At 61.4% G+C, this 20,790-nt stretch carries 17 protein-coding genes; 11 read left to right on the forward strand and 6 right to left on the reverse strand.

Annotated features, from left to right (window positions below; all coding sequences use genetic code 11):
* Nucleotides 1–164: 164 nt before the first annotated feature.
* Nucleotides 165–1,268 (reverse strand): DNA polymerase III subunit beta, encoded by a 1,104-nt coding sequence (gene dnaN / locus R2R70_RS10215; RefSeq protein WP_043331653.1) that lies wholly within the window; start codon nt 1,266–1,268, stop codon nt 165–167.
* Between the two features lie 145 nt (nt 1,269–1,413).
* Nucleotides 1,414–2,901, reverse strand: coding sequence for a chromosomal replication initiator protein DnaA (gene dnaA, locus R2R70_RS10220; RefSeq protein ID WP_405282341.1), 1,488 nt, complete (start codon nt 2,899–2,901; stop codon nt 1,414–1,416).
* Between the two features lie 887 nt (nt 2,902–3,788).
* Here dnaA and rpmH point away from each other — a divergent pair.
* The 6 genes from rpmH to R2R70_RS10250 all read left to right on the forward strand — a co-directional run bounded on the left by rpmH (nt 3,789) and on the right by R2R70_RS10250 (nt 11,598).
* Nucleotides 3,789–3,923 (forward strand): 50S ribosomal protein L34, encoded by a 135-nt coding sequence (rpmH, locus tag R2R70_RS10225; RefSeq protein ID WP_043331656.1) that lies wholly within the window; start codon nt 3,789–3,791, stop codon nt 3,921–3,923.
* An 11-nt stretch (nt 3,924–3,934) separates the two neighbouring features.
* On the forward strand, nt 3,935–4,324 hold the full coding sequence (gene rnpA / locus R2R70_RS10230; RefSeq protein WP_052384306.1) for a ribonuclease P protein component: 390 nt from the start codon (nt 3,935–3,937) through the stop codon (nt 4,322–4,324).
* A 119-nt stretch (nt 4,325–4,443) separates the two neighbouring features.
* Nucleotides 4,444–6,108, forward strand: coding sequence for a membrane protein insertase YidC (yidC, locus tag R2R70_RS10235; protein ID WP_043331659.1), 1,665 nt, complete (start codon nt 4,444–4,446; stop codon nt 6,106–6,108).
* A gap of 210 nt (nt 6,109–6,318) precedes the next feature.
* Nucleotides 6,319–7,737, forward strand: a complete 1,419-nt coding sequence (mnmE, locus tag R2R70_RS10240; protein ID WP_410977938.1) for a tRNA uridine-5-carboxymethylaminomethyl(34) synthesis GTPase MnmE — start codon at nt 6,319–6,321, stop codon at nt 7,735–7,737.
* Nucleotides 7,738–7,888: 151 nt separating this feature from the next.
* Nucleotides 7,889–9,784, forward strand: coding sequence for an ABC transporter ATP-binding protein (locus R2R70_RS10245; RefSeq protein ID WP_410977939.1), 1,896 nt, complete (start codon nt 7,889–7,891; stop codon nt 9,782–9,784).
* The gene (locus tag R2R70_RS10250; RefSeq protein WP_410977940.1) at nt 9,781–11,598 is read left to right on the forward strand and encodes an ABC transporter ATP-binding protein; all 1,818 of its coding nucleotides are present in this window, start codon (nt 9,781–9,783) and stop codon (nt 11,596–11,598) included. The genes R2R70_RS10245 and R2R70_RS10250 overlap by 4 nt, the downstream gene beginning before the upstream one ends.
* Before the next feature lie 175 nt (nt 11,599–11,773).
* Here the strand turns inward: R2R70_RS10250 and R2R70_RS10255 are convergent, their stop codons facing one another.
* From R2R70_RS10255 to rdgB, 4 genes are all read right to left on the reverse strand, one after another.
* Nucleotides 11,774–13,513, reverse strand: coding sequence for a 23S rRNA (adenine(2030)-N(6))-methyltransferase RlmJ (locus R2R70_RS10255; RefSeq protein ID WP_410977941.1), 1,740 nt, complete (start codon nt 13,511–13,513; stop codon nt 11,774–11,776).
* Nucleotides 13,514–13,740: 227 nt separating this feature from the next.
* Complete coding sequence (locus R2R70_RS10260; RefSeq protein WP_043331663.1) at nt 13,741–14,403, reverse strand: OmpA family protein; 663 nt, start codon at nt 14,401–14,403, stop codon at nt 13,741–13,743.
* Between the two features lie 85 nt (nt 14,404–14,488).
* Nucleotides 14,489–15,688, reverse strand: a complete 1,200-nt coding sequence (gene hemW / locus R2R70_RS10265; RefSeq protein WP_131431074.1) for a radical SAM family heme chaperone HemW — start codon at nt 15,686–15,688, stop codon at nt 14,489–14,491.
* The gene (gene rdgB / locus R2R70_RS10270) at nt 15,688–16,308 is read right to left on the reverse strand and encodes an RdgB/HAM1 family non-canonical purine NTP pyrophosphatase (RefSeq protein WP_131431073.1); all 621 of its coding nucleotides are present in this window, start codon (nt 16,306–16,308) and stop codon (nt 15,688–15,690) included. The genes hemW and rdgB overlap by 1 nt, the downstream gene beginning before the upstream one ends.
* 481 nt (nt 16,309–16,789) lie before the next feature.
* On the opposite strand from rdgB, the gene R2R70_RS10275 reads away from it, so the two are divergent.
* The 5 genes from R2R70_RS10275 to R2R70_RS10295 all read left to right on the forward strand — a co-directional run bounded on the left by R2R70_RS10275 (nt 16,790) and on the right by R2R70_RS10295 (nt 20,560).
* A complete protein-coding gene (locus R2R70_RS10275) occupies nt 16,790–17,428 on the forward strand; it encodes a LuxR C-terminal-related transcriptional regulator (protein ID WP_052384307.1) in 639 nt (212 codons plus the stop codon).
* A gap of 582 nt (nt 17,429–18,010) precedes the next feature.
* Nucleotides 18,011–18,694, forward strand: coding sequence for a LuxR C-terminal-related transcriptional regulator (locus R2R70_RS10280; protein ID WP_043331668.1), 684 nt, complete (start codon nt 18,011–18,013; stop codon nt 18,692–18,694).
* Nucleotides 18,695–18,705: 11 nt separating this feature from the next.
* Nucleotides 18,706–19,209 carry a CsgE family curli-type amyloid fiber assembly protein gene (locus tag R2R70_RS10285; protein WP_192839021.1) on the forward strand — a complete coding sequence of 168 codons (504 nt, stop codon included), beginning with the start codon at nt 18,706–18,708 and terminating at the stop codon, nt 19,207–19,209.
* 76 nt (nt 19,210–19,285) lie between these two features.
* Nucleotides 19,286–19,699, forward strand: coding sequence for a curli assembly protein CsgF (locus tag R2R70_RS10290; protein WP_054556371.1), 414 nt, complete (start codon nt 19,286–19,288; stop codon nt 19,697–19,699).
* A gap of 27 nt (nt 19,700–19,726) precedes the next feature.
* Entirely contained in the window at nt 19,727–20,560 is an 834-nt protein-coding gene (locus R2R70_RS10295; RefSeq protein ID WP_054556370.1) for a CsgG/HfaB family protein, read from the forward strand.
* Nucleotides 20,561–20,790: the final 230 nt, after the last annotated feature.

Genomic DNA, 20,790 nt, shown 5'->3' on the forward strand with positions numbered 1-20,790 from the left:
CGATAGAGAAAAAGAGCCATGGCCGCCTTCGGGGCTCAAATACGACAACACCCGCCATTCAGGAGTGAAAATGGCGGGTGTTGTCGAGGCTCATTCTGCGATTGCGCGCGTCAATCGCGCCACAATTACGATTCAAGGTACTGATTTAAATAGCAATTACGATATTACAGACGCATCGGCATCACTACGTAACGCGCATCGCCACCACCCGGCTCTTCCAACAGCGCTGAGCTGTTGGCATCGGACAGCGTCAGCTGCACACGATCGGCATCCAGCACTCCCAGCACATCGATCAGGTAACCGACATTGAAGCCGATCTCGAGGCCAGCCCCTTGATAATCAAGGGCAATATTCTCTTCGGCCTCTTCCTGCTCGGGGTTGTTGGCCAGCACACGCAGGTTGCCTGCCTCCAGATAGAGGCGCACGCCACGGTACTTCTCGTTGGAGAGGATCGCGGTGCGCGACAGTACCTGACGCAGCTCGGCACGCTCGGCCACGATGACCTTGTCACCGCCACGCGGGACAACACGCTCGTAATCCGGGAACTTGCCGTCCACCAGTTTGGAGGTGAAGGTGAAGTCGCCGGTCTGGGCACGCACGTGCGTCCCGCTGACCGTCAATGTCATCAGCTCATTGCTGCCATCGAGCAGGCGCGTCAGCTCAAGGATACCCTTGCGCGGGATGATCAGCTTCTGCGCTTCCGGCACGCTGATGTCAGCGGCCTGCTCGCAGACAGCCAGGCGGTGGCCATCGGTCGCCACTGTACGCACCAGGTTGCTGGTCAGTTCCAGCAGCATGCCGTTGAGGTAATAACGGACATCCTGTTGCGCCATCGCGAAGGAGGTCGCGTCGATCAGATGCTTGAGGGTGCCGCGAGGCAGGCTGACGGTGATATCGCCCTGACCATCATCGATGTTCGGGAACTCGGCCACCGGCAAGGTCGACAGGGTGAAGCGTGAACGGCCGCTGCGCAGAATGGCACGCCCTTCTTCCAGCGCGAGAATGATCTCGCTGCCTTCGGGCAGTGACTTGCAGATATCCATCAGCTTGCGCGCCGGCACCGTCGCGGAACCCGGCTCATCGACACGGCTGGGCTCGACGCGCCCGATCAGCTCGACCTCAAGGTCAGTCCCGGTCAGCGACAGCTGCTGATCGGACACTTCAAGCAGCACATTGGACAGCACCGGCAGTGTCTGGCGACGCTCGACGACACCCGCCACCAGGGACAGCGGGCGCAGCAGGGCTTCACGCGAAATGGCAAATTTCATGGAGACTCCACTCTCTGGAAACGGGGCAATGCTCGCTGACAGGCAGCGCGCACGCAAAAGAAATTCGGGGCCGCGACAGGCAAGCCCGGAGCACAGCAGGCCGATAGCGTGATTGTCGCCAACCCGACCTGCCGCTGCAATTCGATCAGCTGGTCAACAGACGCAGCAGATTCTTGTAGTCCTCGCGGATATCGGCGTTCTCTTCACGCAGCGAGGCCACCTTGCGACAGGCATGCAGCACCGTAGTGTGGTCTCGCCCACCGAAGGCATCGCCGATTTCCGGCAGGCTGTGGTTGGTCAGCTCCTTGGCGAGCGCCATCGCGACCTGACGCGGACGGGCGACGGAGCGCGAGCGACGCTTGGAGTGAAGATCGGAAATCTTGATCTTGTAATACTCGGCCACGGTACGCTGGATATTGTCCACACCCACCTGCTTGTCCTGCAGTGCCAGCAGGTCCTTCAGGGATTCACGGATGAAGTCCTGATTGATCGCGCGGCCCATGAAGTGGGAATCGGCGATGACCTTCTTCAAGGCACCTTCCAGCTCGCGCACGTTGGAGCGGATCTTCTGCGCGATGAAGAAGGCGGCATCGTGAGGCAGATCGACCTTGGCCTGATCGGCCTTCTTCATCAGGATCGCGACGCGTGTCTCGAGCTCCGGCGGCTCGATGGCTACGGTCAGTCCCCAGCCGAAGCGTGACTTGAGACGCTCCTCGACCCCATTGATCTCCTTCGGATAGCGATCCGAGGTCAGGATCATCTGCTGACCACCCTCGAGCAACGCATTGAAGGTGTGGAAGAACTCCTCCTGGGAGCGCTCCTTGCCAGCGAAGAACTGGATGTCATCGATCAGCAGCGCATCCACCGAACGGTAGAAACGCTTGAAGTCATTGATGGCGTTGAGCTGCAGCGCCTTAACCATGTCCGCCACGAAGCGCTCGGAATGCAGGTAGACCACCTTGGCATTCTCGCCGCCCTGCTTGGCCAGATGATTGCCCACCGCGTGCATCAGGTGGGTCTTGCCCAGACCCACGCCGCCATACAGGAACAGCGGGTTGTAGGCGCCGCCGGGATTCTCGGAGACCTGACGCGAGGCCGCGCGAGCCAGCTGGTTGGACTTGCCTTCGACAAAGGTTTCGAAGGTGAAGTTCGGATTCAGGCCACTGGAATGCTTGAGGCTACCTTCTACCTGCACCTGGCGTGTGTTGCGACGCGGTGCCTGTTCCCGGGCGCCATCGCCGGCTATCTCACGCTCTTCCGCGAAATTGCCCCGCGGTGGCGTATGCACGGAAGGGGCACGCGGGCTCGGCATCTGGCCCGGCGCTTGCGCCTGGGCAGATACCGGCGACGCAGCCGCGCCTTCCGGACGCGGGTTCGAGACGGTCCGGCGGCTACCGACGCTCAGCTCGACCTTGGGCGGCTTGCCCGGTGCCAGCTCACGCAGCAGCTCGTGAATTCGTTTGAGGTACTTGTCATTGACCCAATCACGCACGAAGCGGTTGGGGGCGAGCAGGCACAGCTCTCCGCTGTCGCCTTCCTCAGCCTGCAGGGGACGAACCCAGGTATTGAACTGCTGTGAATTCAGCTCGTCTTGCAGGGCGTCAAGACATTGTTGCCAAAGTGCGAGCGACACGCGACCTCACATCCAGTTGTCGAAGGGGCGGCCATTGTATAGGCCAAGCCACGAGTTATCCACACGACATCTGCCGCAAAAAGCACTGTGGACAACATCGGTATTCTTCAAGTATCCGCATCGGGACAGGCTGGGGAGTATCCGCGCACAAGATTTCGACTGTGGACAAGACGACAGTTATGCACATGGCCATGCACAGGCTGAACGCAGGTTGCCCACCACTTATCGCCAGAGCTGTCCTATCGACATGCAATTGAGCAAGATAGGAAAAAACAGGTTATCCACAGCAACTGCCTTCCTTAATAGTTATTGGTTATTCAGAACTACTTCTCTGTAGTAATGACAGCAGCCCCGCGATCTTCGAATCACGCGAGGTGCGAGGGGCTCTGATCGCGCCGACAGAATCCCGGGTTATCCACTGCGACTTTTCGGCACGCCTGACACGTCAGGGGGCGGGAGTGCACAACCGCTCGTCAGAAACGCGAGTCCTTGAGGCTCACGACCGAACACAGGACTTGCGCCTTCCCGTGCATCGCCATGGCGGGCGATGCCAATCACTCAGCCCCACTGAGCGCTGAAAAAGCGCTGATCGCTTGCCTGGCGAGCGGCGCCTGTTGGCTCAAGGACGCCAAATGGAATTTTTTTGTGCCCGAAGGCCTGTCTTGCACGTGATCCGCGTGAGACACGAAGCGCCATATGGCGGGCGGCGTAGACGATATCTGTCGTCAAATGCCGCGAACGGGCTGTGGACAACTTCCAACGCGACATTGCAAGCCACTTGCAGATTCACTAGAATCCCTGCCCCTGACCAATCTGCCCTGTCCTCATGTGGATACAGGGCAACATTCGTTGACCTTTTCCAAACAACCACGTGGGAAGAAGCAGCTATGAAACGCACATTTCAGCCGAGCGTCCTGAAGCGCAAGCGCACACACGGTTTCCGTGCTCGTATGGCGACCAAAGGTGGCCGTGAGGTCATCCAGCGTCGTCGTGCGAAAGGCCGTAAGCGTCTGAGCGCCTGATCGAGGCCCGGATGTCCCGTCAGGGATTTCCCCGGCAGCTTCGCTTGCTGACTGCCGGGGATTACCGGCACGTCTTCGATCACACCACCCTCAAGGTACACGGCAAGGGGCTTCTGGCCCTGGCGTGTCCGAATGACCTGGGACATGCCCGCCTGGGGTTGGTGTTCAGCAAGAAGAACGTGCGCCGTGCCGTAGATCGCAACCGCCTCAAACGTCTGACGCGCGAATCCATTCGCCTCCGCCAGCAGCGCCTTCCGGCCGTCGACATCGTCGTACTGGCCAAGCGAGGCGTGACCGAGCTGGACAACGAGACTCTGCATCGCCAGCTGGACGGCATGTGGGCTCGTCTGGAGAAGGACGCCAGACGCCAGAAAGCGGCCAAGTCAACGCCACCTGCCTGACGCGACACCTGCCCGGTGCGTCCGGCATGTGGCGTTTTTTTCGTTATACGCCCTACCGTTCGTGACCGGACTCATCTGACTCCCCGCCAGATTGATTCACCCTCCAACGGGTATACACCATGGACGTCAAACGATTACTCCTCGTGATTCCGCTTGCGGTTGTCGCCTATCTGATGGTGGTCCAGTGGAACAAGGACTACGACCAGCCGGCTGCGGAAACACAGGCCCCCCAGGTTGCCTCTCAGGCCGCCAATGCCACTGCACAAGGCCTTGAAGCCCCAAGCAGCAGCACGACTGCCAATGGCGATACCGGCCTCTCCACGCCGGATAGCGCAGCAAGCACCCCGAGCAACAACCTGATTGAAGTCAAGACTGACGTGCTGGACCTGCGTATCGATCCGCAGGGCGGTGACGTGGTCTATGCAGCGCTGCTCGAGCACAAGCAGAACAACGCTTCCGAGTCGCCCTTCGTGCTGCTGTCCGACAATCAGTCACGCAGCTACGTGGCCAAGTCCGGCCTGCAGCTGGATGGCCACAAGGGCCGTATCGCCTTCTCTGCCGACAGCAACAGCTACACCCTTGCCGAGGGTGACGACAGTCTGCAAGTGGACCTGAAGGCCGACATCAATGGTGTTGCGGTCATCAAGCGCTTCACCGTCAGCCAGGACAGCTACCAGATCAAGGTCGACTACCTGCTGGACAACCAGTCTCAGCAGCCGGTCAATGCTCGCTTCATCGGTCAGCTGGCCCGTGACAACAGCGCGGACCCGACCTCCGGTGGCGGCATGGGCATGAAGTCCTATCTGGGTGCGGCGTTCTCTTCTGAAGAGAACCACTACCAGAAGGTCGATTTCGAAGACATCCAGGACGGCAGCTTCAAGAATGTCGACGTCCAGGGTGGCTGGGTGTCCATGATCCAGCACTACTTCGTGTCTGCCTGGGTGCCGGCTGACAACCAGAAGAACCTCTACTACGCCAACGTCGACAAGCAGAACCGCAATGTCGCCGCCTTCGCGAGCCCGACGACCCAGATCGCCGCGGGTCAGCAGGCTGAGCTCGGCGCGACCCTGTTCGTCGGCCCGAAGGATCAGGACCAGCTGGAAGCGACCGCTCCCTACCTGGAACTGGTCGTCGACTTCGGCTGGCTGTGGTTCCTGGCCAACCCGCTGTTCTGGCTGCTGGAGCACATCCACGCGCTGGTCGGCAACTGGGGTGCCTCCATCATCCTGCTGACCGTTCTGGTCAAGGTCGTGCTGTTCCCGCTGTCCGCGACCGCGTACCGCTCGATGGCCAAGATGCGCAAGATGGGCCCCGAGATGCAGCGCATCAAGGAGAAGTACGGCAGCGACCGCCAGAAGGTCTCCCAGGAGATGATGAAGTTCTACCAGACGGAGAAGATCAATCCGCTGGGGGGCTGTCTGCCGATCGTGATCCAGATGCCGGTCTTCATCGCCCTGTACTGGATGCTGATGGAATCCGTCGAACTGCGCCACGCGCCGTTCATGCTGTGGATCCAGGATCTGTCAGTGAAGGACCCGCTGTTCATCCTGCCGATCATCATGGGCCTGACGATGTTCATCCAGCAGCAGCTGAACCCGACGCCTCCGGATCCCACCCAGGCGAAGATCATGAAGATGCTGCCGATCGTCTTCACCTTCTTCTTCCTGTGGTTCCCGGCAGGTCTGGTGCTGTACTGGATCGTCAACAACACGCTGTCGATCGCTCAGCAGTACGTCATCACCCGTCAGATCGAGAATGCCGAGCCAACCAAGAAAGGCGCATGATGCCTTTCAGGTTCGCCTGACATGACTCACCCACGACCCTCGCCTCGGCGGGGGTCGTGGCGTTTCAGGGCCCTGATTCCGGGGGCTGCGCCGACACTCCCGCCGCAAGGCGCCTTTCCCGTCACCCCGCTTGCTGTCACGGGCCTCCAGCCGCGACAATAGCGGCCATCTCCTTCATCTTCATTCCGGCTTCGCGCCCGAGGTTTGTGCATGTCTACCGCCTACCAGCCTGACTCCATCGCGGCCCTGGCCACTCCGCCCGGCCGTGGTGGCGTCGGCATCATCCGTGTCTCCGGTCCGGCCTGTCAGGCCATCGCCCAGGCCATGCTGGGCCAATGCCCGCCGGCCCGCCGTGCCCACTATGGTCCCTTCATGGGACTGGATACCCAGGGCAACCCCATCGCCCTCGACGAAGGCATCGCGCTCTACTTCCAGGGCCCGAATTCCTTCACCGGCGAGGACGTGCTGGAGCTGCAAGGGCACGGCGGCCCGGTGATCATGGACCTGCTGCTGGAGCGCTGCGTGCAGCTGGGCGCGCGTCTGGCACGCCCCGGTGAATTCAGCGAGCGCGCCTTCCTGAACGACAAACTGGATCTCGCCCAGGCCGAGGCCATCGCCGACCTGATCGACGCCAGCTCACGTGCGGCGGCCGAGAATGCGCTGCGCTCGCTCAAGGGCGAGTTCTCGACGCGCGTCAGCGCGTTGGTGCAGCGTCTGATCGAGCTGCGCATCTACGTCGAGGCCGCCATCGACTTCCCCGAAGAGGAAATCGACTTCCTGGCCGACGGCCATGTCGCGGCGCGCCTCGATGAGGTCAAGGCCGAGCTGGTGGGCGTGCGAGCCGCTGCCAACCAGGGCGCTCTGATGCGCGAGGGGATGACGGTGGTGATCGCCGGCCGCCCGAATGCCGGCAAGTCGAGCCTGCTCAATGCGCTGACCGAGCAGGACACCGCCATCGTCACCGATATCGAAGGCACCACCCGCGACGTGCTGCGTGAGCACATCCATCTCGATGGCATGCCGCTGCATATCATCGATACCGCCGGGCTGCGCGACACGCCGGACGCCGTCGAGCGTATCGGCGTTCAGCGCGCCTGGGACGAGATCGAGAAGGCGGACCGCGTCCTGCTGCTGGTCGATGCCGCCACCACCTCGGCGACGGACCCGATGGAGATCTGGCCGGAATTCGTCGCGCGCCTGCCGGACCCGTCCCGCCTGACGCTGGTCCGCAACAAGATCGACACCAGCGGCGAGACGCCGGGGCTGACCGCCATCACCGCAACACAGGATGGCGATGCCGAGCTGGCACGCCACCAGGCCAGCGTGGTGCGCATCTCGGCGCGCGACAATCAGGGCCTCGATGCGCTGCGCGATCACCTCAAGGACATCATGGGCTTCACCGGCACGGCAGAGGGGCGCTTCAGCGCCCGCCGCCGCCACCTGGATGCGCTGGAGCGCGCTGGCGAATATCTCGACAACGGCGAGGCCCAGCTGCATGGCGCCGGCGCCGGCGAGCTGCTGGCCGAAGACCTGCGCGCCGCCCAGATGGCGCTGTCCGAGATCACCGGCGAATTCTCCGCCGATGATCTGCTCGGGGAAATCTTCGGCAGCTTCTGCATCGGCAAGTGATCGCACTGAAGTGATCGCGCCGAGCTGACTCCCGTCCGCAGGCGGGCTCTCTTGCCGACAGTGCTTGCGTCTGGCTGTCTCCCTCTCGTTATACTGCCTCTGCCGACCCCTCCGAGTGGCGGAGGCGGGCAGGGGCAGACCGGGAGCCGACATGGCGGGACGCGCGACATCGAACAGACCGCAGGATGCCCATCGCGAGTCCCGTGACTCCAGCGCCTCTCCCCCGCCGGCCCCCGCCGCCGAACTGACTTCCGGGCCTCTCCCCGAGGCCCCGTTGCGCCACCTGCTGCTCGACTTCTTCACTCGCCATTGGCCCCGCTATCTGCTGGCCATCGCGTTCCTGATCGGGGTCGCGGGGCTGAATCTGCTGTTGCCGTGGGCGATCGGTGCCACCATCGATGCGTTGCGTGATGGCAGCCTCGACCACGACGCCTTGCTGAGCCGCCTGTTGTGGATGGTAGGCGCGGGGCTCGCGCTCTATGCACTGCGCTATGCCTGGCGCGTGACGCTGTTCGGCACCGCCTATCAGCTGGGGACGGAGCAGCGTGATGCCTTCCATGCCAAGCTGACGCGTCTGGACCCCGGCTTCTATCAGCGCCATCGCACCGGAGACCTGATGGCGCACGCCAGTCAGGACATCGATGCCGTGGAGATGGCCGCCGCGGAAGGCGTACTGTCCAGCGTCGATGGCGCCATGACCTTCGTGCTGGTGCTCGGCATCATGCTGATCGCCATCGATGTACCGCTGACGCTGCTCGCCCTGTTGCCCTTCCCCTTCATGGCCTGGGCCTTCGCACGCATCTCGCGAAGGATCGGAGAGCGTTTCCGCGAATCGCTGGAGCGCTTCTCGGACCTGAATGACCAGACCCAGGAAGCCTTCGCCGGCATTCGCATGCTCAGAAGCCATGCCTTGCTGGAGGATGAAGGCGCAAGATTCTCGCAGCGTGCCGCCGCCGCCGAAGCCGTCGATTATCGCGTCCAGAAGCTGGAGGCGGCCTTTGATCCGGTGGTGTTCATTGCACTCTCGGCAGCGACGCTGCTGACGCTGGGCGTGGGTAGCTGGCGCTATCTGGATGACGCCATCACCCTGGGCCAACTGACCAGCTTCACGCTCTATCTGGCGCAGCTGATCTGGCCGATGTTCGCGCTTGGCTGGTGCCTGAATATCCTGCAGCGCGGCGCGGCAGCCGCACGGCGGCTGGCCACCTTCCACGCCGCACCAGAAGCCCTTGAGGACAGCGGCACTCTGGACGAGGTCAGTAACCATTCACTACGCCTTGAAATCAATGAATTCCACTACCCGGGCAGCCAGCAACGTGCTCTAGGGCCCCTCTCCCTTCAGGTGGCGGCAGGGGGCAGTCTGGGGATCGTCGGCGCGACCGGCAGTGGCAAGTCCACCTTGCTGCGTCTGCTGTCGCGCAGCTGGCCTCTGACGCCTGAGCAAGGGGTCCTGACGCTCGGTGGCAGAGAGGCGAGTGAGTACACACTATCGGCCTGGCGCCAGCAGTTATCACTGGTCCCCCAGGACCCGTTCCTGTTTGCGCTCTCGGTAGCCGACAATGTCGCCCTCGCCTGCCCCGAGGCCTCCGACGAGCGAATTCGAGAGGCGCTGCGCGCCGCAGCCTTCGAGGAAGATCTGCGCCGCCTCCCCCAGGGACTGGAAACGCTGGTGGGTGAGCGAGGCATCACGCTCTCCGGCGGCCAGCGTCAGCGGCTGGCATTGGCACGCAGCCTGCTCAGCGAGGCGCCCATCCTGCTGCTGGACGACACCCTGTCGGCGGTCGACCAGGTCACCGAACGCACCCTGCTGAAGACTCTCGCGCGCCTGCAGCAACCCGATCACCACGGCCTCAAGCGCACGCTGATCATCAATTCCCATCGCCTGTCTGCCGTACAGGCCTGCCAGCAGATTCTGGTGCTCGAGGACGGGCGCATCCTGGAACAGGGCGATCACGCCAGTCTGCTGGCCGCGCGCGGCGCTTACTGGCGACTATGGCAGGCCCAGCAGATCAACCGCGAAGACGATGCCAAGGCGGAGCGCTCATGAGCCACGATGCCGCGACACGGCCCGACCCCCTCAGCGGCACTCGCCTGCTCAGCCGACGGCGGCTGGCATTGCTCTGGCAACCGCTGGGCAGGCGCCGCGCAGAGGTCCTGCGCGCGCTGTTGATCCTGATCGCGGCGACCGTACTGGATGTGCTCGGCCCTTGGCTGACCCAGCGCTATCTGGATGACTACCTGATTCCCGGCAACCTCGCTCCCGAGGCTCTGGCAGGACTGGTGGCCATCTACGTGATCACCCAGCTGGGCGCCGCCGCCGGACGCTATTTCCAGCAACTGCGCTTTGCCCGTCTGGCCCTCGCCAGCGTGCGCGACATCCGTGAGCGAGTCTTCACACACCTGCTGCATCAACCACTATCGACTCTCGACAATATCGCCGCCGGTGAATTGGTGGCCCGCGTGACCAACGACACCGAATCGCTCAAGGAGCTGTATATCGGGGTGCTGGCGACACTGATCGGCAATGTGGTGCTGTTGATCGGCATCCTGTCGGCGATGGCCCTGATGGATGGCACCCTGGCGATGATCGCGACGGCACTGGTCCCGCTCTCCATCGGCATGATCTGGCTGTATCAGCGCTTCTCCGGGCGCGCTGCACGCGAGGTGCGCCGCCTGCGTGCCTTGCAGAATGCCAGGATCGCCGAGGCGATCGGCGGCATGAGTGTGCTGCAGGCAAGCGACCAGACCGAACGCTTCAGTCGGCGCTATCACCACCTCAACGTCTCCCAGTATCAGGCGCGCATGCGCACGGTGCGTGTGTCGGGGCTGCTGTTGCGTTCGGCCATCGACCTGATGGCGATGCTGATCACGCTCTCGCTGGTCGCCGTGTTCGGGCTGCGCGAATTGGGGGGCGGTGCGGAACTGGGGGTGCTCTACGCGTTCATCGCTTGGTTGGGGCGCATCAGCGAGCCCCTGATCCAGATCACGCAGCGACTGCAGGTCTTCCAGTCGGCGCTGGTGGCGACAGGCCGGCTGGAAGAGGTGCTGGACCGGCCACGCGAGACGCCTGAGCCAGACACGCGCGCCGCGAGGAAAGCCACGCGTGGGCACACGGACAATGCCGTGATAGCGAGTGGTCACTATCAACTCGAGCAGCTGAGTTTCCGCCATCAGGGTGCGGAGGGCCCGGCCCTCAATGGACTGACGCTTGCCATCGAGAGCGGTGAGTTTCTCGGCGTGGTCGGCCCGACGGGCAGCGGCAAGTCCACCCTGCTCGACCTGCTCAGCGGACAGCGCCCTGCCCCGGCATCTCAGCTGCTGCTGGATGGTCGGCCGCTGATGGAGTGGTCGGCTCAACAACGCGCTACCGCGATAGCCGTCGTCCCGCAGGAGCCCTTCATCCGCGCCACGACACTGCGCGACAACCTGCTGCTGGGTCGTGAGATCAGCCAGCAGCACCTGTCACGGGTCCTGCACAAAGCGCATCTGGCGCCGCTGGTCGATAGTCTGCCGCTGGGACTCGACACCTTGCTGGGCGAGCGCGGCCTCAGTCTCTCCACGGGTGAGCGCCAATTGCTGGCGCTCGGACGCGCACTGGTCACGACACCACGCGTGCTGTTGCTGGATGAGGCCACCGCCAGCATCGATAGCCATACCGAAGCCCTGTTGCAGCAGGCACTGCATGAGCTGCGTGGCGAAGTGACCTTGATCGTGGTGGCACACCGGCTTGCCACGGTGCGCGATGCGGACCGCCTGCTGGTGCTGGAACAGGGCCGCATCACCCAGCTGGGGAGCCATGATGCCCTGATGGCAGAACCCGGCCTCTATCGGCGGCTATGGCGGGAAGACATCGCACACTGATCAGGCCACTGGTCACCACAATACAAACGCCCCACGATGCAAGCGGCCCCGCGATCTAGACGCCCCACAATCTAGACGCCCCACAATGCAAACGCCCCCACAGGCATGGCCTGTGGGGGCGTTTGCAATCCGAGCTCATAATATGGCGCTCAGCGTTCTGCATTCACACCTGTCATCACGGCTTGCGCGGGCCGCGTGGCTTGTTGCTCTGAGTCTTGCCAGAGCTGTCCTTGCCAGGCGCTGACTTGCCTGAATTCGTCTTGCCAGGCGCTGACTTGCCTGAATTCGTCTTGCCAGCTGCTGACTTGCCAGAGCTTTCCTTGCTGGCGCCGCCCTTGGCAGCCTTGCCTCTCATGGCATTGCTTTCCTGCTTCTCACGCAGGGCACGCGCTTCACGCGCATCCAGCGGCTTGCCGACATCCTTGTTGTCTTCAGGACGCTGCTTGGCCGCGTACTTTCTGGGCAGTTTGGTCGTGCTGTTCGGGTTGACCTGACCATCACGACCGATCGCCGGCGTGCTGCGCATGCTGACCCGCGTGGAACCTTCGCGGCGGCCCTTGCCCGGCACGCTGGAGGACCAGTCGCTCCAGCTGGCAGAGTCCTTGCCCGCCCCCTTGCCTGCCGTCTCGCCCTTGCCACGCGGACGAGTCGGCTCGACAGCGGCCGTCGACTTGCGCTCGGCAGGCTTCTCGCTGACGCGCTTCTGGCTCGGCGCGGAATGCCCATGCACCTCGTCCTTGACCTGCGCCTTGATGCTGGTCTTGGGCTTGGCTGTCGCGGAATGGCGCTTGCCCTTGGCCTTGGGCGTCGCACTGTCATTGCGCACGCGAGGCTTGGCCCAGCCTTCACCACGCTTGAGCTTCTCGCGCTTGGGCTTGGCCTGGGTCACCTCGACATCGCTGTCGCGCTTGACCTTCTGGTTGAGCTTGCGCAGTGACAGCAGTCGCTCACGCGGCATCGGCTTGGGCTCGTTGCGTTCGCGGGCGACTTCCTCCGACAGCCACCACAGGCCCTTGTGCTCGACGGCAACCGACTGCGGAGCCGGCAACGCGCCCTTGAGCACCTCGACCACTTCCTGCATGGCGATAGAGAACTGACGATCGAACTGCCACGGCGGATTGATCACCAGCATGCCGGAGCCGTACATGCCGTGCTCGCCTTCCGGCGAATCGATGGTCAGCTCACTGCGCCACATCGGTGCCGGCGAATGCTTCTTGAGACGCTCGAGCAGATCATGCTGACGACCCGCCGGCAGCAGCGGATACCAGATCATGATGGTGGCATGACGTGACTTGCGCAGGGTCTCGACCACGACCTCGGCGACATCACGGTAATCATTCTTCAGCTCATAGCTGGGGTCGATCAGCACGGCGACGCGCGGCGTGGTGACCGGCACGGCCGCCAACAGACCGGACAGACCATCCTGCTGACGACGCATGACCTTGCCGAGGCTGTCACGCTGCACCGGCGCCTGATCGAAGTGGTAGATCTCGCCCGGATGCAGCTCATAGGCCAACAGGCGATCGCCGCGACGCAGCGACTGGCTCAGCCACCAGGGCGAACCGGGATAGACGCTCAGCTCGCTGGCGCTGCCCTTGGCGGCATCCGGCTGCATGTCCGCCAGCCGTGCCAGCCAGCGAGCCAGCGGCTTGTCAGCTGACGGGGACTTCGGCTCACCCGCATCGGTCAACCAGCGATCACGCACCTGCCACAACGGCAGAACGCCCTGCTCGTATTCGCGCAGCTGTTCCGTCTCGCGGGCCGCCAGCGGATACCAGCCACGACCGGCGTGAGTATCGATAAACGTAACGGGAGATTCTTTACGTAATAGCTGCTCGGCCAGGGTGGTGGCGAGCAGGTGCTTGTGCAGGTCGGCAAAATTGCCAGCGTGATAGGCGTGCTGATAGGCGAGCAAGAGCGCCTCCTTGATACGGCGATATCTGCCACATCCAGCGAGGCAGCAGATAGAAATCGGGGGGCGGCGACGAGAGGAAAACCAGACAAGGCCGCCGAAGGGGCTGAAGGATAGCAGAGATGATCACTTGTCACCCCAAAAGCCGTGCTTGCCAAGCAACGAGGCCCACGCAAATGCGCAGGCCTCGTGGTCATTCACCGTCATGTCGCCATGACAGCTGATGGGTCTCAGCTTTCCATCGGCGTCAGCGTGATCTCGACGCGACGGTTCTGGGCGCGCCCGGAGGCGGTGTCGTTGGATGCCACCGGGCTGGCTTCACCATAACCGCGCATGTTCAGACGGTTGAAGGCGATGCCACCACTGGCCAGATAGTTGCCGACAGCCTGGGCACGCAGCTCGGACAGGTTCTGGTTGTAGTTGCTGGCACCGGTGGAATCGGTATAGCCCGCGATGTTGACGCGAGTCTCGTCGTATTCCTTGAGCACGGTGATGACGCCATCCATGACCGGCTGAATCTGGCCGGACAGGGTGCTGGAGTCGGAGCCGAAGGTGACGTTGGACGGCATGTTGAGGATGATCTGGTCGCCGACACGGGTCACGCTGACACCGGTGCCCTGCAGCTGATCACGCAGCTTGGCTTCCTGAACATCCATGTAATAGCCGATACCACCGCCCGCGGCGGCACCCGCAGCGGCGCCGATCAGCGCCTTGTCGAGACGATGGTTACCACTCTTGGTCGCCCCGGCGATTGCGCCGACGACCGCACCGATGCCGGCGCCCTTCGCCGCACTGGAGGTCTGCTGCTCATTGGTATACGGGTTGGTCGTGGAACAACCCGCCATCGCGACGGCGGCTGCCAACGGCAGGGCCAGGAGTACAGACTTCTTCATGGTAACGCTCCCTATCTACACACTCATTAAAGGCAAGACGACAATTGCGCAAATAATCGTCATGCCTCCGATAATGCCTGATCAATCAGGTGTCGAACATGGCCAGCAGGTCATTGAGGAACAATAAGCCCTGGGGCGTGGCGCGCAACAGCACGTCATCCTCAACGATGAGCCCGCGCGAGCGCGCCTGGCTCAGGCCCGGCTCCAATGCCTCGCGATCCAGCCCGGTCGTGCGACGCAGATCCTCGAAGCTGACACCCTCGGTCAAGCGCAGTGCATTCATCATGAACTCCAGCGCCAGCTCATCGCGGTCAATTTCCTGCTGACCCGCCACGAACCCGCGAGGGTCCTGCATCCTGCGCAAGTACGCTTCAGGCTGACGACTTTTCCAACGGCGTTGGAGTTGCAACTCGCCGTTCAAGTTCCCTGCCGAGTCGGTCTTCAACAACGTCAACTTGCCGTGCGCGCCCGCTCCAATGCCCAGGTAATCGCCGAATTTCCAGTAATTGAGGTTATGACGCGCGCTGCGCCCTTCAAGGGCATAGGCGGAAATCTCGTAACGACGGAAACCGGCAGCCTCCAGCTCGGCGTGACCGTGATCCTGGATATCCCACAGCAGGTCATCTTCCGGCAGTACCGGCGGGCGCGAATAGAACTCGGTATTCGGCTCCAGCGTCAATTGATACCAGGACAGATGGGTCGGCTTGAGTGCCAGCGCACGCCGGATATCATCCAACGCGGTCTCCAATGTCTGGCCCGGCAGGCCATGCATCAGATCGATATTGAAATTGTCGAAGCCCGCCGCCCGTGCGCTGGCCACCGCGCGCCCGGCTTCTTCAGCGGAGTGGATGCGCCCCAGCACCTCGAGCTGCTCCGGCTGGAAGGTCTGCACGCCCAATGACAAGCGATTGATGCCGGCGGCGCGATAGGCGGCAAAGCGGCCCTGCTCCAGCGTGCCGGGGTTGGCCTCCAGCGTGACCTCGCAGTCGGCAGAGAACGTCATGCGCTCGCGCAGGCCGTCGAACAGCCGCTGGTAAGCCGCCCCACTCAGCAGACTCGGCGTGCCGCCGCCGATGAAGATGCTGTGCAATTCACGCTCGGGCTGGCCCTGCAGCAACTGCAGGTCCTGATCGAGATCGGCCAGCAGTGCCGTGATGTACTCCTCTTCAGGCAAGCCGGCATCACGCCCGACCCCGTGGGAGTTGAAGTCACAGTAAGGGCACTTGCGCACGCACCACGGCACGTGAATATAGAGCGACAGAGGCGGCAGGTTCGCGGCGGACATCACGCCTGACCGCTCTGCGCAGCAAGCGCCTCGAGCAACTGCTGCATCGCGCGTCCCCGGTGGCTGAGACGGTTCTTGGTCTCGGCATCCAGGGCTGCGGCGGTCATGCCATGTTCCGGCAGCCAGAAAAGCGGGTCATAGCCGAAGCCACCCTCGCCCTGAGGCGCGTCAAGGACACGTCCCTCCCAACTGGCCTGAACGATGATCGGCACCGGGTCTGCCGCATGGCGCAGATAGACGAGCACGCACCAGTAGCGCGCCGTACGCGCTTGCTCAGGCACGCCCTCAAGCGCTGCCAACAGGGCGGCGTTGTTGTCACCATCACCGCTACCTTGCTGACGCCGCGCGGCAAAGCGTGCGGAATAGATGCCCGGCTCCCCGCCCAGCGCATCGACTTCGATCCCGGAATCATCTGCCAGCGCCGGCAGGCCGGTGACCTCTGCGGCGTGGCGCGCCTTGATCAACGCATTCTCGACGAAGGTCAGCCCTGTCTCTTCGGCGTCACTCACTCCCAGCTGCCCTTGAGGCATCGGTTCGATCCCCAGCGGTGCGAGCAGGTGGGAAAATTCACGTAGCTTGCCGGCATTGCCACTGGCCAGTACGAGAGAAGAAGCGGACATGTGAATCTCCGGGATAGGAACAACGAGAATGCGGCCGCGTGTGAGTCACACGGGCGAGGCGCTTGCAGCACCCCATTCTAGCGCGTGAGTCCGGTGCGTACACGCGAGGGGTCTGCGCCAGGCACGACTGAGATCCATGATGTCATGGGCCGATGTCACTCATGTGCTCAACTTGATGACTGACAGGCCGATACAGGCTATCTGCCTCAGCGCGGGCTAATGCCTGTGCAGGATTTGTCTGTGCCTCGCGGCTCAAGCAAGTAAACATCAACCGAAAAAATCCCGTAACTCGATGTTTTGTATAGCCTTTAAGTGGGAAATAAAAGAAATGTGCGTTATGCCATCTAACACTATGCGCAGCGCCAGCCCCCAGGTGTCACTCGACTAGACTTCAAGACAACCATCGAATCACCGTGGATTCATGTCTCCGCCTCAGCCTGCTGATGATGAGCCCCCAAAACGCTTGCGACAGGAGCGCCCCATGACTGCTACCAGAGTCCTGTTCGTGACAAGCCCTTCACCGCAGACCGAACTGTTCGTCGAGTACCTGCAAGAGACACTGAAATGTGTCGTCGAGGCCTGCCACCATGAAGCCCCACTGCCGTCATCTCCCTGCCTGGTGCTGATCGACAGCACCCAGTGCAGTCTGGCCCAGATGATGCGATGGAGCCATATCGACAAGATCGCTGCCTTCAATGTCGAACATGAAGACGATGCCATCTCACTACTTCTGAATATTCCCTTCAGCGGAATCTTCTATCGCCAGGACAGCCTTGAACAAATCAGCAAGGGTATCGGCAAGATACTCGAGAATGAAAACTGGCTGACTCGCAATATCATGCAGACGTTGATTCGTCATTATCGTCAACAACAACAGATTGCCTTCCAGCCTGTCATGGGACTGACACAACGGGAACTGGAAATATTGTCACTCATTGCGTCACAGCAAAGTAATGCAGATATCGCGCATAGATTGATGTTGAGCCAGCACACCGTGAAGTCTCATTTATATAACATCTTTCGCAAGATCAGAGTCCACAACCGCCATCAGGCGATCCAATGGGCCCACGAGCACCTCAACCTTTACATCCCCAAGCGCACGACGGAGCCGGAATCCTGAGGCCCAGATGACGCTGGAAGAGTACTGTCACCAGGAGATGGGGCCTTGGGGTCATCACCGCGGCAGAGCATGTCCCACGCCGGCTACGCGTAGTAAACGCTTCACTTATCAAGAGTGAAATGGCTCATGCTCGGAGCCGCGTCGCATTCCTGACACCCTTCGAATCAAGAGATACAAAAAGACAAGCCCGGTTACATAATGACATTGAAGAGACGCTTCCCGGCATTAGATTCATGGTACCTTTGAACCAGTGGAAAGCTTGGTAAAAAAAGCGCAAAGGTCTGGTTTTCATTGCACTCTCGAGAAGGGTCATCATGACCAGCGCTATTTTCATCGGGTTTACGTACTGTTTTTCCTATTCTTTTTCTGGGTCAAATCAGGACTGGAGGGGAAGGATAAACTGGTTATTTTAGCAAGTACTGATTAGAGGTTGCCTTATCCCCACTATCGCGCAATCCTATAAAGGTGCTCAGCGCGTAATGCCCGACGTGAATGAGTGCAGTGCTACACGACCCACCCAACCACACTTCAGATATGGCTCCGCCAAGAAAAATCGGTACGACAACTCAGAGGTCTCGCACCATGATTACAGGGAACGCAATGGTGCTGCTGGTGACTGACTGCAATCCGCAGTCAGCGCTTTTCATGGATTACATTCGCCAGCAGCTTGAGTGTCAGGTGGCTTCCGCAAGCCCCGACGAGGATTACACACCCGGGCAGGCAGAGAGAACGATAGTGCTGCTGGACACCGACCATGTCGATGAAGGCACGATGCAACGCTGGGATGCAGATGCCAGCCAGGATGCCAGCGCAGAGCTGGCCGCTATCAACATCAGTGATGAAGAGGAAGCTGCCAGCCTGCTGGTCAGCACCCATCTTCAAGGCGTGTTCTACCGACAGGACAGCCTCTCACTGATCAGCAAGGGCATCGCGAAACTGCTGGAAGGCGACATGTGGATGTCCCGACCGCTGATGACCCGCCTGCTGGATTTCTATCGCCGTCAGCAGCTCAACGCCTATCGCCCGGTCTGTGGTCTGACCCAGCGTGAGGTGGAAATCATCGGCTTGCTGGGCACGGGTGCCTCGAATACCGAGATTGCTGACCAGCTGTTCGTCAGTGAACACACGGTCAAGTCACATCTCTACAACATCTTCCGCAAGATCAAGGTGCATAACCGCATTCAGGCCATGAACTGGGCACGTCAGAACTTGGCAATGCCTGTCTCGCGCACCCCACGCATCGCTCGCAGAGCACAGATGTCGTGAACGGTCGGGGCATGACAAGCCGCCAGGTGGTCGCCTGGGGACTGACATGCTTCAGTCTGTCGCCCGCCTTCGCGCAATCCGCGCCGGAGGCGGTGCGACCCGAGGTATCCGTTGCCAGTGAAGAGCAGCAGGCTCGCCGTCAGGGGGAAGATGGGGTCGCCATCCAGCGCGCGCGCCCCACGCTCTCCGACGGTCTCAGCGGCGTGATGATCGATCGCACCATGACCATGATCGGCAAGACCTTCTTCCGCCAGTTCAGCCAGCAACGCCTCGATAGCCCAGCCATCCGCAACACATCCCTCAGCATCCATGAACGCCCCTCAGCACGCTGGGGCAGCCTCATCTGGATCACCGAAGGCAACAACGTTCTGTACGAAGCGACGCTCCCTCCGCGCCTTAATGACGTGGATATGTACGCCAGCGCCGCGGTATCAAGCGTCTCCGACCAGTTCCTGCGTCGCAAGGTCATGGAAGCCCTGCGCAACGACCCGGACATGGCCGGTGACGAATTCTGATGTATTGAAGACCGACATAATAAATGGGCTCCGGACACGGAGACCCTGACAATACGCAAGGGAACAGGGGAACATCATGAAGCATCAGACACTCGCGGTGTCGTTGCTGTTATCGGCGATGCCGCTATATGCCGGTGAACTCATCTATCAGCCCATCAACCCGAGTTTCGGTGGCAATCCTCTCAATGGCAGCTACCTGCTTGGCAAGGCCCAGGCCCAGGACACCCACGAGGATCCTGATGCCTACTCCTTCGATAGTCTTTCCGAAACAGAACTTTTCATCAGCGACCTGCGCAATAGCCTGGTATCCGATGCCATCACCGATGCTGTCGATTCCACAGAGCCCGGCCGTTCCAGCGTGATCGACAGCGCTCAGCTGCGTGTCGAAGTCATCAGTAACGGCAATGGCGGTTTCTCCATGCAGGTGCTTGACCGCGCCACAGGTGAAACCACCGTCATCAACCTCGGCACATCAGGCAATACATTCTGATCCGCTACTGATGAAGGGTTTCGCTCAATGAAGACACTCACTTCCATGCTGGCCGTTGCCAGCCTGGCGCTTGCTGGCTGTGCGCCGATGGTCGCCAATACCCAGGGTCTTGAAGGGGTGCCCAGCACCTTGATGCCAAGAACCGCCACCTATCAGGACCTGATCAGTCTACCGCCTCCCGCCGGACGTATTCCGGTCGCCATCTATGACTTCCGTGACCAGACGGGCCAATACCGGCCTGCCCCTGCCAGTACCTTCTCTACGGCGGTCACCCAGGGCGGCGCCGCCATGCTGAGTGCCGCATTGTCGGACTCCGGCTGGTTCATCCCCCTCGAGCGCGTAGGACTGCAGAACCTGCTGACAGAGCGCAAGATCATCCGCGCCAACATGGAACGCACGGGCCAGAATGATCTTGCCGCGCTGCAAGCTGCCAACCTGCTGTTCGAGGGTGGCATCATTGCCTTCGACTCCAATGTCAGAACAGGCGGGGCAGGCGCGGAATACTTCGGTATCGGTGCCTCTGGTCAGTATCAGGTGGACCAGGTGACGGTCAATCTGCGCGCTGTCGATATCACCACGGGGCAGGTCATCGCCAACGTCAATACCAGCAAGACGATCTACTCACGCGAGCTGAGGGCGGGCGTCTATCGCTTCATCGATTTCAGTCGCTTGCTGGAGATGGAGGCGGGGTATACCAGCAATGAACCCGTACAGATGGCGGTCATGTCCGCCATCGAATCTGCCGTGATTCACTTGATTGCGCAAGGCGTCGAACGCCAGCTCTGGGTTCTCCAGGACCCGGACAGCCTTCAGACATCAGAGCTGATGGATTACCTGCAAGCCCCGACCCCGATGTTGTAGAGCCAGCCCACATTCAAGACCCCGTAGAGAGCATCGTGGTATTCGCGGTGTTTATCTCTTCCTTAAAAGGCAGTCACCTCACAAGAGGTGGCTGCCTTTTTTCGTGCCTGCGCAAAACATAAGAAACAATTAAAACAACAAAGCATGAAATATCATGCGCCTAATACCGTCAACAGTAATACCTCCCTAAACGGTGCTGAAAATCTGGCCACCCTTTGTCATTACTCACC

The sequence above is a fragment of the Cobetia sp. SIMBA_158 genome (assembly GCF_046566945.1).
Taxonomy (GTDB): Bacteria; Pseudomonadota; Gammaproteobacteria; order Pseudomonadales; family Halomonadaceae; genus Cobetia; species Cobetia amphilecti.